Source organism: Spiroplasma endosymbiont of Cleonymus obscurus (assembly GCF_964273375.1).
Taxonomy (GTDB): domain Bacteria; phylum Bacillota_I; class Bacilli_A; order Mycoplasmatales; family VBWQ01; genus Spiroplasma_E.
In genome coordinates this window covers 32,112-46,650 of record NZ_CAXWWA010000001.1, presented here as the reverse complement: position 1 = coordinate 46,650, position 14,539 = coordinate 32,112, and the positions used below count along the sequence as shown (strand labels likewise).

At 22.8% G+C, this 14,539-nt stretch carries 15 protein-coding genes and 1 pseudogene; all 16 read right to left on the bottom strand.

The genetic code is table 4. The features are described 5' to 3' along the window. Window positions 1-271: 271 nt before the first annotated feature. The 16 genes and pseudogenes from ACI2WJ_RS00335 to ACI2WJ_RS00260 all read right to left on the bottom strand — a co-directional run bounded on the left by ACI2WJ_RS00335 (window position 272) and on the right by ACI2WJ_RS00260 (window position 14,486). Window positions 272-1,510 (bottom strand): annotated as a pseudogene (locus ACI2WJ_RS00335) (IS256 family transposase). A gap of 100 nt (window positions 1,511-1,610) precedes the next feature. Then, entirely contained in the window at window positions 1,611-1,838 is a 228-nt protein-coding gene (locus ACI2WJ_RS00330; protein ID WP_400254489.1) for a hypothetical protein, read from the bottom strand. Between the two features lie 39 nt (window positions 1,839-1,877). Further along, window positions 1,878-3,317: a hypothetical protein gene (locus tag ACI2WJ_RS00325; protein WP_400254488.1), complete on the bottom strand. Its 1,440-nt coding sequence runs from the start codon at window positions 3,315-3,317 to the stop codon at window positions 1,878-1,880. Continuing rightward, the gene (locus ACI2WJ_RS00320; RefSeq protein WP_400254487.1) at window positions 3,269-4,105 is read right to left on the bottom strand and encodes a hypothetical protein; all 837 of its coding nucleotides are present in this window, start codon (window positions 4,103-4,105) and stop codon (window positions 3,269-3,271) included. Before ACI2WJ_RS00320 ends, ACI2WJ_RS00325 begins: the two co-directional genes overlap by 49 nt. 17 nt (window positions 4,106-4,122) lie before the next feature. Next, on the bottom strand, window positions 4,123-4,869 hold the full coding sequence (locus ACI2WJ_RS00315; protein ID WP_400254486.1) for a hypothetical protein: 747 nt from the start codon (window positions 4,867-4,869) through the stop codon (window positions 4,123-4,125). Beyond that, on the bottom strand, window positions 4,781-6,166 hold the full coding sequence (locus ACI2WJ_RS00310; RefSeq protein ID WP_400254485.1) for a hypothetical protein: 1,386 nt from the start codon (window positions 6,164-6,166) through the stop codon (window positions 4,781-4,783). Before ACI2WJ_RS00310 ends, ACI2WJ_RS00315 begins: the two co-directional genes overlap by 89 nt. Before the next feature lies 1 nt (window position 6,167). Continuing rightward, window positions 6,168-7,130 carry a hypothetical protein gene (locus ACI2WJ_RS00305; protein WP_400254484.1) on the bottom strand — a complete coding sequence of 321 codons (963 nt, stop codon included), beginning with the start codon at window positions 7,128-7,130 and terminating at the stop codon, window positions 6,168-6,170. A gap of 210 nt (window positions 7,131-7,340) precedes the next feature. After that, window positions 7,341-7,694 (bottom strand): hypothetical protein, encoded by a 354-nt coding sequence (locus ACI2WJ_RS00300; RefSeq protein ID WP_400254483.1) that lies wholly within the window; start codon window positions 7,692-7,694, stop codon window positions 7,341-7,343. Between the two features lie 4 nt (window positions 7,695-7,698). Further along, window positions 7,699-9,789 (bottom strand): hypothetical protein, encoded by a 2,091-nt coding sequence (locus tag ACI2WJ_RS00295; protein WP_400254482.1) that lies wholly within the window; start codon window positions 9,787-9,789, stop codon window positions 7,699-7,701. 43 nt (window positions 9,790-9,832) lie between these two features. Then, a complete protein-coding gene (locus ACI2WJ_RS00290) occupies window positions 9,833-10,174 on the bottom strand; it encodes a hypothetical protein (RefSeq protein ID WP_174480417.1) in 342 nt (113 codons plus the stop codon). 3 nt (window positions 10,175-10,177) lie between these two features. After that, window positions 10,178-10,696, bottom strand: a complete 519-nt coding sequence (locus tag ACI2WJ_RS00285; RefSeq protein ID WP_400254481.1) for a hypothetical protein — start codon at window positions 10,694-10,696, stop codon at window positions 10,178-10,180. Further along, the gene (locus ACI2WJ_RS00280; RefSeq protein WP_400254480.1) at window positions 10,697-11,608 is read right to left on the bottom strand and encodes a hypothetical protein; all 912 of its coding nucleotides are present in this window, start codon (window positions 11,606-11,608) and stop codon (window positions 10,697-10,699) included. It lies immediately after the preceding gene. Then, window positions 11,608-12,273 (bottom strand): hypothetical protein, encoded by a 666-nt coding sequence (locus tag ACI2WJ_RS00275; RefSeq protein WP_400254479.1) that lies wholly within the window; start codon window positions 12,271-12,273, stop codon window positions 11,608-11,610. The genes ACI2WJ_RS00280 and ACI2WJ_RS00275 overlap by 1 nt, the downstream gene beginning before the upstream one ends. Before the next feature lie 122 nt (window positions 12,274-12,395). Beyond that, entirely contained in the window at window positions 12,396-12,605 is a 210-nt protein-coding gene (locus ACI2WJ_RS00270) for a hypothetical protein (RefSeq protein WP_400254478.1), read from the bottom strand. Between the two features lie 2 nt (window positions 12,606-12,607). After that, entirely contained in the window at window positions 12,608-13,942 is a 1,335-nt protein-coding gene (locus tag ACI2WJ_RS00265; protein ID WP_400254477.1) for a hypothetical protein, read from the bottom strand. Window positions 13,943-13,970: 28 nt separating this feature from the next. Continuing rightward, the gene (locus ACI2WJ_RS00260; RefSeq protein WP_400254476.1) at window positions 13,971-14,486 is read right to left on the bottom strand and encodes a hypothetical protein; all 516 of its coding nucleotides are present in this window, start codon (window positions 14,484-14,486) and stop codon (window positions 13,971-13,973) included. Between the last annotated feature and the right edge of the window lie 53 nt (window positions 14,487-14,539).

Here is a 14,539-nt window from a genome sequence, read left to right as displayed (position 1 = left end):
ATAGCCATAGGATTATAATTAATCTGTACACTGGTGATATATGATGAATTTCATGTCTTCTTTTTTTATTTAGATAAATATAAAAAAAGTTACCAATTAAGGTAACTTTTTAATTAGGTGCCAACCTAATAATATAACAGTGAAATTATATACTTATCTTTCTCTATAACCCTTGATAAGTATTACAAATAAATTATACATTAATATTTAAGATTGTGGGGAAATGTACTGAGGCTTTTATGTAATCTGTGTAACTTTGTTTTACAAAGTACTAGTTTAGATTAATTCTATCTTCAAATTTTATCATAAAATGAGCAATTGCTGTATTTCAATTTTGAATGGGCATTGTTCATTTTTTTGTTATATTTTCAATTGCTAAATAAAATATTTTAAAAACTGCCATATCATTAGGAAAAACTTTTTTATTTCTGATAATTTTTCGTAATTGACTATTTACAGATTCAATAGCATTTGTTGTATAAATCACTCTTTTAATTTCTGCAGGATAACTAATAAAAACCATTAAATTATCTCAATTTTTATATCAAGATTTAGCAATTTGAGGATAGTGTTTATTTCACTTATTTTCAAAGGATTCTAAAGCCTGCATTGCTTGTTCTTCACTACATGCAGTATAAATTGGTTTTAAATCTGCAACTAGAGATTTTCTATGCTTATATGAGACATATTTCAAACTATTTCTAATTTGATGAACTATGCATAATTGATGTTCTGTTTTAAGATAAACTGATTGTATTGCTTCTGACATGCCTGTTAAATTATCACTGCAGGCAATAAGAATATCATTTAAGCCACGATTTTTCATTTCTGTTAAATTTGCTAATCAAAATTTAGCACCTTCATTTTCACTAATTCATAAACCTAAAACATCTTTTTTACCTTCTAAATCAACTCCTAAAGCTATATAAACTGATTTGTTAATAATGCGTTTATCTTATCGTACTTTAACTACTATACAATCAAAATAAACAATAGGATAAATACCTTCTAATGGTCTATTTTGTCATGCTTTGACATCATCAATCACATCATCAGTAATTTGACTAATAATACTTTCACTAATATCAGCACCCTGATATAACTCTTGTAACTGCATTCTAATATCTGATAATGTCATACCTTTTGCATATAAGGAAAGAACTTGTTGATCAAAACCATCAAATCTTCTCTGTCTTTTTGGCACTATTACAGGAGTAAAATTACTATTACGATCTCGTGGTACATCAATCTCAATTTTACCTTGTTGAGTTATTAATTTTTTTGAACTTATACCATTACGAGCATTGTCACTATTACTATGTTGATTTTTTTCATATCCTAAATAATTTTGCATCTCAGAATTCAACATTTTTTCAACTAAACGTTTTGTTAATTCTTTATATAAACCCCCTTCTTTAAAAACTGTTGTTAAATCTTCAGTATTTTCTAATAATAAATCTACTGCTTTTGATATTGGATCATTATTATTAAAGTTATCTTTTTTAGCCATCTGTAACTCACTCTTTCTAGTCATTTAATTATATTTACTAGAATTAATTAAACATAGTTATTTTTGTAAGTTACACAGATTACTAAACATTACCAATGTACTAAGTAATGGTTGTAAAAACAATTACTTCTATAAAAGATAAAAATGATAATATTAAAAATATACTACCAATAATTGTTTTTTTTTCTTTAAAATTTATTTTTTTATTTTCATGGAAAGAATGACAAAATAATAACACACCAGGTATTAAGGTAAAGACTAAACAAAGTGCTCCCATTATTGCTAATTTAATTGCTAATATTGAACTGATACTTGCTAATAATAACATAAAATTATTCCTTACTTTTTTATTTTTATTTTAACACAATTATCTTGGATTAAAAATAATTTTTGATATATTTAATTTATAATATTTATAATATCTTATATATTGTATTAAACCCAAGACCGCTTTTTCACTAAAAATACCAAGTTCTAATTGCATAATATTAGGTAATAATTGTATTTTTCACTTAAATTCTTTATCAGATAAATCACAAAATCCTAAGATTGTATCTTTTTGATTTTGGATGCTTTGTGTAGTGATATTATCTTCAATTTTAGATTCCATATAAGTACTTTGAATACTATATAACTTATATTCATTTCTATCAATTTCTAACCCTATTTTACCATTACCATAATATCCAGCATATAATCCATGATATGTAATATTATTCTTTTCATAGTATTTTAGTTTTAATGGTTGATTATATATTGATAATTCTTTTAAATCTCTTGAAAAAATAAAAGTTTGAGTTTTGGATGGTTTAAAAATTTCTGTTGTAGTACAACCGTCTGTTTGATGATTAATAAACTCATTTGTTTCATATTCATAACTTAAATATATATCTATGCTTTTATAATATCTCTTTAAATCATTAAAAGTTTTAATTAATAATGTTGGGTCTAAATAATCTTTAAAATTAATATTTATTTCTAATGGTTTAATTTTAGGTACTACATTTTCTATTCATGAATTATAATCTCATATTAATTTATCTTTTGTATTATTAAATACGGATGTTTGTGGTATATTAACCTCTATACTTGGATTTTTAGGAATTATTACAATTTGTTTTGCTATATTTTGTGGACTTGGTGGTAATATTTTTGCTGGATAACTAAATGTAGTTTCTTCACTTTCTGAGTATTCATCATGATTTAATTTATATAAAGTTGTTCAATTAAAAGCATTACCAGTTAAATAACCCATATTATTATAACGAAATTGTGCAATTGATATTTCATTATAATCACCTTGATAAGTAAAAGGATTATCACTATAAAATGTATGTCTTTCTTCACCTTGATGTAAACTTTGAGTAACACTTGTATCAATAATATAAGCATAATTTGAACCATCAATATCTCCATTACTTGTCGGATTTCATTGACAATCTTTATCTTCATGAGTTAATGGTGAAGAAATATCTAAAAATTCAGTATCTTCTGCCATTATATATACTTTATCATCTATTATATGATTAAAAATTTCTTTTGTTTTCTTTTGTGATAAGTCAACTGTACTTATTTGTTCTTTTACTTCTAACTTTTTACCAGTTTTAGCATCTCATGGATAAACACTTATTCTATCACTTAATTTCATTGTCATAGCAGTTGTTGAAACATTTGCACCTAATAATTTACCAATAGTAAAATCATTATCATTTGTAAATGCATTTAAAGGAATTAAACCACCATTACCAATAATACTTTCTAAATTACTTGTAAAAAATGCACTCATAAAACCATTAAAATATAACATATTTTTTTATATTGTTGAGAATTTTGAGTAATAACTCAACTACTTCATATACCTAATGTTAAAGCATTTAATAATTTACCAATTAAAGGAATATCACTTAATGCAAATGGTAATCATTGTTGACTATCATAAGGCATTTGTATTAATGGACTAAATACTACACTATTAAAATTTAATATAGCAGACATATATTTTTGACTTATTTTACTATAATCTACAGTTGGACTTCCTATAATTAATCCACTTTCTGGGTCTTTATATTTAAAATTACTACTCATATCAACATTATAATTACCAGTTAAATTATTTATATTTCATTCACTATCTCAAAAGAATTTTGCTTCTCCTACTGATGTACCATTACTTAATCTTGCTTTATCTTTATCAAAAGATAACATACCTTTAAAATCTTTTGTTACAAATAAATTATCTTGAAAATTTAATGAAGTTTTTAATCATTCTGTAAAATTTTTAAAATTAGTAAATCCAGTAGGTTTAGCGTCCATAATATTATAAAATGTTGTTTCTGGATGACAACTTGTAGTTATTTTATCATTTATTCCAGCAAGTAAACCACCATTATTTTTAACTTCAGTTGTAGATTTTTCATTATTACCAGCAATAAATAATCTTCTTGAAGAAAATACTTTACTTTCAAATATTTCTTCATTATTTTGTTGTATTGGTTCTTGACCTTGAATTATTGGTCTTCCATAATAATAACAACTTGTTAATAATTCTAATCCATAACTTTGTCTATGACTATATCTTACTCCTATATCACGCATTAAAGTACGATTTAAAGTTACTTTTCCTTGTTGAATAGTATAGGGAAAGCATAACCACTTCCTGGTGAAGCATACTGTACAAAATCAAGTGTATTTTGACCAGTAGAAACTACTCTATCATTTAAACTACTAAAAGTTAATACTTGCATACTAAATGCACCATTATAAGGACTATAATAATTTGTTACATTTGAAATATATAATAATTGTCTATCTTGATTTTTACCACTATTACCACCAATATTTTCATTTTCATCATTAAATACACAAAAAAATTGTAAATAATCATCAATTGTAATATGTTCTTCAAACATTACTAAAGTATATTGTCTTTTTGTTTGTACTGTTTTAAATATTTGATTATTTGGTAAATTACTAAAATCAACACCACTTGTATCATCAATTAAATAAGCATTTCAATAATCACCAATTTTATATTGTTTTGTATAAAATTCATCTTGACCATTAACTTTATGTATTTCTTCATTAATTTTACCTTTATTTTTTTGATATATTTTTGTACTATTTTTTCAAATACATACAACTGGAGTAGTACCAGTTAATATTAATTCATATTGACCAAAATCACTAATTTTACTATTAATTGGTTTATAACCAGTTTCAGTTAAAGGAATTGCTCCATTATTAATAACAAATGGAAATATTTTTCAATAACTACATCTCTTTATTAATTGTTGAGTTTGCTTTAATGCTATATGTGCTTGTTTCATTAATTGAATTCTTACTGCGTTGTTCATTATCATTTGTATTATCTCCTAAATTTTTATTTAAAAATTTATTTTCATTAATAATATGTTCTAATTTTTGTTTTGCCATTAATGTATCAATATTTTCATATAAACTAATTGCTTCAACTATTGACATTGTTCCATTATTTAATCTACTATTAATTAATTCATCTTGTACTAATTGGTCAACCATAGCAATTGGTATAAATTCAAAACTATAAGGTCTTTCACCTTTACCATTTCAATATACTTTTCCATTTTCATCTTTAGAAAAAGTTACTAACATATCAAACATTCTATATAAATAAGTTGTATAATGTGTTATTTTAACTTCTGTTGTTTGCATATCAAATTTATTATTCATTAATGTTTTAGTTTTATTTTCATAATTAATACCATTAAATTCATCATAATCATAACCAGCACCATTAAATATTTGTTTTGCTGTACCATTATAATCAAGTCAATATTCACCAAATTTTGGATTATCTTGTACAATATCAACTCCACCATTACCACCTTTTACATAATTTGCAGTAGTAATATTTAAAAATGCATCTTTAATAATTGATTGAAAATCATCACTTAAATTTAAAGCTTTAAATTTTTCATTATCAATAATTCCATAAAATCTAGTTAAATTTAATATTCTTTCTTTTCTTTTTTGTTTAATAATATGTTGTAAATCTCATATTAAATTTCATACTGGTGCACAATCTGGATATGCATTCATTTGTGTACTATTACCATAAAAATGAATTTGTGGTAAATTTGTAATTTCAACAATTGGTAAATAACCAAATGGATTTTTTAATTCATATTTTTCTTTTAATTGACTTTCTGGTTTAATTTTTGATTTTGTACTACCTAATAAAATTTCTCTATTACCATTAAATATTTCAACTTTTACTTTTGAATTTTCTATTGTTACTCATGTTAAACTACCATTATCACTTTGTTCATTCATAAAAAATAATTCTGCTGATTGTTCTTGTTCATTAAATTTAGCAACACGTGACATAAAACTTGGACTTGGTAAAGTTAAACTTAATTCACCATTTTTAGTTAACATTCATATTAAAAAACATTTACCTAATAATGAATTTTGAATACCAAATTGATATAATTTTTCATTTCATTTATCTTTATCTTTTAATTTATTTAAAAAATTTAATAATTCTTTATTTTCACTTTTAAATAATAAACCTTTACCTAATCATAACATTGTACTTTTATTTGCAATAATTCTAGGTATATCTAATTCTCAAGTATCTTCATGTATACTAAAATATTCTGTTGGACTATAATTCATATTATCACTCCTTATTATTAATAAAACTATATTGTTTACCAAATTCAAATTTAGTTTTATTAATTAATAATTCATTATTTATTTGTTCAATTAATCATTTCATATCATTCATTAATGCATAACAATCACTATCTCAAGTATCATCATATAAATCTAACATTTTAGGTTCATTATTTGAATTTTCTATTTTAGATTTAGATAATCATTGAATTAAACTATATTGTCTTTTAGTTTCTGGGCAATTATTTCAATCATAACTTAATATATTTTTAATTAATCCAGTAGTAGTAAAATCAATTCTATCTTTTAAATACATTACTGATTTATCTACTGGTTCAAAATTTAATCAATTCATATTTCTTTTATTTTTTTCTACATTTAAAACATCAATAAATGCTTGACCACCATTACCATAATCAACATAACAAGTAAAACCTTTAAACATAGCAAAATATTTTTGTGCTTCAATTAAATAATAATCAATAATACTATTTGCTAATTCATAAGTATTTTTAAAATGCATTGCTGGTTGACCATTAATATTAGCATTACTATGATAAAATTCACTTACTTTATGCGCTCTTCTTCCATTATGATTTTCACCAATAAATCATAATGAAGCAGCAGTTGGATGACCACTACTACTTGTTGCCATACCTATATCTAAACCACCAGTTATTTTAGAAACTTGAAAATCTAATTCAGTATTTACTTTATCAAGATATCTTGCAAATATAGCACCTTGTAAAACACTAGGTACACCATAATATCAACTTTGTGCTTTAATAGGGTCTAATACTTTTAATTCTTCTAAATCATTAATCATATCTAATGTCAAATTATGAGCATTTACTTTTCAATTTGAATAATGAAATAATTTAAATATATTATTATCAAATACTGATTTAATTTGTTCATTTTTAGATTTCATAATTTCTAAATTAAAAGGTACTATATTATTCATATATTCAATAAAATATTGATAAATATTATCTGGATTACAACTTTTTATTTTTATTCTTTTTTTAGCATTACCTAATGCAAATGTAATTGCTTGAAATTCTGCTTGAGTAAATTCATTTGCTTCTTCACATCATTCAATTGCTAAATCAAATCCTTTTATTTCACTACGAGAAAGACCTTTTAAAGGTATTCTATCATTTGAATTACTATATTATACACCCATAACTCTAATAAATGATTTTGAACCTTTAAATCTAAAATCTGCTTGTTTATTTGGATATTTTAAAGTAAAATCTTTATAATCATTAAAACCAATTGTTATTAAAGCATTATAAATTTCTTTAACTAAATCATTAATATCTTTATTTAATTTTCTAAAACAATATATAGCAATTGATTTATTAACTTTAATTGAAATAGCAATTAATATTGCTAATTCTTCTGCAATACTATATGTTTTACTTGAATAACGACTTCCACTTAAATTATATTCACTATGAGTAAAATCACTTTTATTTAATAATCAATAACTAATTTCATGTAAATAAGTAAATTCTTTATTCATAATATTATTCCTGTAATTCTTCTAATTTTAAAAGTTTCCCTAAACTGAAAGGATAAGGTGCTGTAATTAGAAATATACTATTTTGATTTAGTTTTAATCAAACATAATTACTATCTTGTGTTATTAAACTATTTAAATATTGTGTTTTATTAATATATATAAATTCTTTAATTATTCAAGATTCTTCTATTTCATCATCAGTAGGAGAATAATTATAGTAAATACGATATCTTTTATTTTTAATAAAATTATATTCAATTGTTTTGTTATTTTTCTTTGTTCCTACTTCTTTTCATTGTGGAATATTTGGTGTTGGATTATTTTTTAATTCAATATCTCATTCATTTTCTCTAATTTCATTAGTTTCTAAACTATATGAATTAATTTTAATAGGTTTTTCTATATCAATTTTTTCAGGTGAAATAATATTTAATGTTTTACTATTAATTTGATAAACATTATCATCTGCTTGTTCTAATACTTCTAAACTAATAATTGCTCCACCATTACCACCATTTAAAGTTAAACTTCAATCTGTATTATCAAAATTAATATTTAATGTACTATCACTATTACCAATTTTTCCCGAAGCAATTCTTCAATTACCAGTACCTATTAATTTAGGTGATTTAAAAAATATAACTTGTTGATAACCTTTATTTAAAGGATTTTCTTCTGTAACTTCTCATGTAACAAATACTCTATAAATATATTGATTAAAAGGTGCAGTTGGTATATGTCATTTCTTATCATTAATTCTATTACCTATTACTTTTCATTTAATAATTTTAAAATCTTCTAATTTTTTATTTATTTCATTTATACCACCAACAACAGTTTTATTAGTAGTTTCTAATTTATTATCTGTTTGCTCTTGTTTAAAACTTATTATAGTATCAATATCACTTTTTAATTCATCTATTTCTTTTTTTGTATAATAATTATCTAAATTAGGTATTTTATCATCTATATATTTTTTATTTGGAATATCTAAATCATCAGTTATATTAGGTTTATCTCTATAAATTAAAGTTTTACCACCAACATTAGTTTTAATAACTTCATTAACTAATCTTGTAGTGCTATCTTTATCATCTTTATTATTAAATATTCTATTTTCATCAACTGAACTTCCACCATTAGAATTAATTTTAATATCTGAACCAGTTCCAGTAATAGTAATATTATCTCCAGCATTATTTTCTGTTAATTGTGATTGTTTTTTATCTAATAAATTATCAACATATTCTTTAGTTGTAGCATCACTTAAAAAAGTAGGTGTTCCAACATCAATAATTCTTTTACCATTAACATCAATACCTTTATCATCTTTTGGTTTAATAAAATTAGGATTATCTTTATCAACTTCTCATAATGATTCACCACTACCACCAGTAGCACTAATAACTTTCTTTTCTTGACCTTCTTTACCATCAACTAATTTCATAGTATCATTACTAAAATATTTAGTAAATAATTCAATTGTTGTTAAATTATCAAATGATTTTATACCATTTGTATCAATATAAACTACTGAACCTATAATATTTTTTGGATGACTAATAGTAATTTTAGTTCTATTATCACTACTTTTAATATTATTAGATTGTAAATAAATTTCTCATGGATTTTGTTCACCACCAGTACCCATAAATTTTTTAAATCAATTTTGTTTAGGTGAAACATTAAGATTAAAACCTTGCATAATTGGATATTCATTTATTTCTTTTAAATAATTAAATACTTGTGGAACAATATAATAAGGGTCTTCTGGATTATTTTGTGAATAAGTAATACCACCTTGACCAATACTTGCTTGACCACGTGCATATTCAACACCTTTACCTAATAAAAAATTAACATAATGAGTAGTTGCAGTTTGAATATTATCTGTAAATTTTGTTGGATTTATTTCTGGTCATTTTTTTGAAATAGTAAAACCACTTAAATAATCAATATTACTACTTGCAATTTCTATTGCATATCTAATTTCACTATCTGGTGTTGTAACTTCATCAAATAATGATTTATTAAAACCTTTTCAATTTTTAAATTCTTCAATTGTAATAAACATTAATGGGTCTTTAATAGCCATAATAATTTACTCCTTAATGTAAAATAAAGGGTATTTAAACCCTTTAAATTTTAAATTTAGTTACTTTTTTCTTATCTTTTTCAGATAATTCTTTCTTTTTAGATTTTTGTGCTATTACAAAATTATCTATTTGTTCTTGTTCTACATTAAAACTATCAAGTAATTTAGCAGTTGATGTAGTTTCTAATTGTAATTGAGAATTTATTTGTTTAATATTTGCTTTAATAAATTCTAATTCTTTATTATTTTTTAATTCTTTTGCTAAATTTGATTGTTTTGATTTTTTAATAAATTTTGATAAAAATAATAAAACAATAGTAACAATTACTCCACTAGCAACTGCTCCACTTAATACTGCTGATATTACTGTTGTAGATAAATTCATTTTTTATTCCTCCAATTGTATTTTATTTGAATGTTGTTTACATAAATGACATTCTTTTTTATGTTTTCTAATTTCTTTATATTGATATATTAAATAAGGACTTGTAATAATAATTGGTATTGTTATCAATGCATATTTAATTAATTTTCCATAATTACCTAATTTAGTTACTAAATTTAATCCAATATGACCAAACATAGGAAATAAAGTTAATATTAAATGGTCAGGTCAAGTAAAATTATATTGATTAGTATAATTACCTATTCCCATTTCTATTGGTATTTTAGGTATTAATCAAGGTGTTATTGTAAAAAATAATGTTATTAACATACCAATAATATGACTAGTTATTTTTAAAATATTTGATATTAAAATTTTTATTTTATCTATATGAGTACTATTTTTATTAAATCAAATCTTATTTAATTTTTTATATTCTTTATTATCTTTACTTAATGGATTAATAGTATTTCATATACCAATTGGTTTAATTGGTTTATCTAATTCAATAATAATTACCACCTACTTTCATGTTTTATAAAAATTAGAATTTCTTTTAATTTTTATATATTTATTTGTATGTAAAGAATTTTTTAATAATTGTTTTCTTTCATATCTTCATTGTGTACTTCCAATTTCATTTTTAGATAAAGTTTTATATTCTTTTAATTTAAAAAAACCTTTTTCTAATCTATTAATAAAATGCATAGTTTTTTGTACATTAATATTATTAGGATAAATTACACTAGTATCTTGTGAACCATAATATTTACCTTTTTTTGCTAATTCACTTTTAACATATTTTCTTAGTTGACTTGGTAATCATTTTCTATTTCAAAATTTTCAAAATATTGTTCCAGCACCAGAACCATTTTTACCTTTAGCTTGTGTCATTAATATTCATATTTCTTGTGGAAATGTTGGATAAGTATATGGACCATATCATATTTGTCTTTTATCATTATCACTTTGAAATAATGTTGTTAAAGTTCCAATTTTTAAATTTTTATTATTAACAATAAATCTTCCTTTTTTAAATCATGAACTTGATAATACTTCTCATGCATTTTCTGGTATTTCTTTTTCATTTTCTTTAAATAAATTATCAAATTTATTTACATAATTTTTAACTATTCTAATTTCTGTTGGCATAATAGAATTTTTAAAACTATTTATTGGATTTTTAAATTTATTAATTTCATTTTGTAATATAGATAATTCACTTGGTTTTAATATACTTGTTAATTTTTTAAGTATATTTGGATTAAAAACACTATATGGTTGATGTATTTCTTTTTCACTAATATTTTCACTATCAAATACTGCTTTTAATGATTGATTTTTATAATAATTTTTTAAAGCATTTATTAATGCTAATTTAATATCATTACTTGCTAATGCATAATATATTCATTCAATAATTAAAGGTAACATTATAAACTCATATGACTATAATCTCATCTTAAATTTGATTCACTATTAGTACCATATTCACTTACACTATCATTAATAAGATTTGCAGTTTCATTATTAAATAGTGTTTCTTGCATTTCTTCAATATGATTTGTAGTTTCCATAGGTAGTAAATTATGGATAATTTCACTTGCACCAGCAATTATGGTAGGTATTGCATAAGCATTATTAAAATCATTATTTATACCCATAGCAACACCACTACTAATCAAACATCCACCAGTTGCCATATTACAAATCTTTCTTATTGTTTCAAATTTATTAGGTATTAACTCAGTTAATCCACTAATAAGATTTGATATACCATATGAATTTAAACTAATAAATGTATCTCAATCCATTAAATTATTATTATTTTTCATTAATAATAAATCATCTGGAAATGGATTAGGATTTGGATTAATTGAATTAGTAGTAAATTTAGCATAATTTGATAATCCAATTGTTCCTAATCCTAATAATATTTTTTTAGAACTATTAATTAATTTAGTTTTAGTATTTGGTCTTTGATTTAAATTTCAAATATCTAAACCTAATTTTTTACCAAATAATAAACTATTAATTGAACCTAGTACTGGATTACCTATTACTTGACCATAATAAGCACTTGTACCAATCATTGCCATTAAAGGACACTTATTGAAGAACGAATTATCTTTAATAAAGTATAATTATTTGATTGTATAATGGTGTCATTTGGCATTTTCATTTACTCCTTCTACATTAGTTTGTTTTTCTATTTTAATTATTACTTTACCTTCACAATGTATATTATCTCCAACACATATTGCATAACTATCATGTACATCACACTTACTATAAAATAATCATTTCTTAATTTAGGATATTCATCTAATAAAATTGCTCTAATATCATTACTTGTAGTTAAATCTTCTGGCTTTGGTGAATAAATAGTAATATGTGCTTTTTCATCAAAATATTTATAAATATATTCCATAATTATTTTTTAGAAAATTTTAATTCTATTTCTTCAATATAATCTTTATCATTACCAGTCATAGTAGCACTTTTTGATGTAATATTACTAAATGTTGCTTTACCTTTTTCATAACCATTATTACCAGCATTTATTATTGCAGTTTCTAATTCATCATTAGTTGGTGTATCACCAGCCATTTTAATTTTTCCTAAATTTTTAAAATAAATTAAATCATTTAAACTAATTCTAAAATCATCAAAATCAGCAATTTTAAATGTTACTGGTGATTTTTCTCTTTCTGCTGGAGTTAATTTAATTCAATTAGTTCAACAACGTTTTTGTGCTTCTTTAATTTCATCAGCTGTTGGCATTTTTTCCATAATAATAAATGATAATCAACCACGAATTGCTGTTGTTATACCATAAAGTGCTTTACCTAATGTTTTTTGATTTAATGTATTATTATCAATTAAATTAACAATTTTTTGAAAACTATTAGGTTGTGCAAATGCATTTCTATGTACAAAAACTCCTAATACTTTTTTTAAATCAAATGTTTTTTCTAAATGTAAACCAGTTTTAGTATCTTTAACCATATCTTTATTTAAAAACATATGTTTATATAAAAACATACCAAATACTGATTGTTTATATAATTGACCACTTGCTACAGTATCTGCTGCAATTTGACCATAATTTAATCTTAAATATGCTTTTGTTAATTGTAACATTGGAGTAAATCCTAATGCACCAATAAAATCACTTACATTTGTACCAATTTCAGTTTCAGTTATATTTCCTAATAATTCATTCATTTTATCACCAATTTGATAAAATGCTGATTTTGCTGTATCTTCTGTCATTTCTAACATATTAATAGGAATTACTTGTGATTTAGCAATACAATAATCTTTAATACCTTGTAAAAAAATACATTCTTGTATAAATAAATAATTTCTTAATGCACTTTCTGCTCATATTGATAACATATTTGCTTTTAATGGAATTGGACTTGACATAAATCTATTCATATCAAAATCTTCAGTTCTTCAATCAATAACTAATATTTGGTCTAAAATAACACTAGTTGTTCTTAATGTTGTTCATTGTTTATTTGTACCAGTCATAACATCATATTTTGAACCTCAACGTAAACGTTCAGCAATACGATAATATGCTTCTACTGCTCCAGGTATTTCACTTATTTGTTCTGCAACTGCACTTGCTTTTAAAAACATCATACTTTCATCATTATAAAGTATACCTTTTACTTGAGCTTCCATAGCAGTTAACATTGCTTTATTTCCATTATTACCACCAGTAATTAAACCAGTTGGAACTTGTGGAATAGCCATAATATCTCTCCTTTTGAGAAATATTTAATTATTTACTAAATAAAAATTCTAAAAATTTAATCATTTCTTGTTTAGTTTTTGCTCCTACAACTTCTGTATTTTTTAATAATTCTTCATTTTTAGATGTAATATTATTATCTAATTCAAAAAGTGTTTTTGGATTAAAAAACTCTTGTTTAGATTCTTCATTTTTAATAATTTCTTGTTTTTTTATTTCTTTATTATGTAAATTATTATTAAATATTTCTGCATAATCTTCTTTTATTTTATTTAAAGCAGAATGTTTATCAAGTTCTTTATATTCAGTATTAATTAATGATTTAACTATTTTTAATTGTTTATCATTAAAACCATTAAATAATTCTTTTTCTTGATATTCATTAACTTTATTTTCATATTCTTTTATTTTTGTTTCATATTCACTTAATTTAGGTTCTAATTCAGTCTTAGTAGTTTTATAAACAAAATTTCGGTGTTGTTCTAATAAACTTTCTAATTCTTCACTATTATAATTTTTATTTTTATCTCAGTTAAAGTTTTCCATATTTAACTCCTATTCTCACAGAATGGCTACTGTTTCCTTATGTAAATTATATC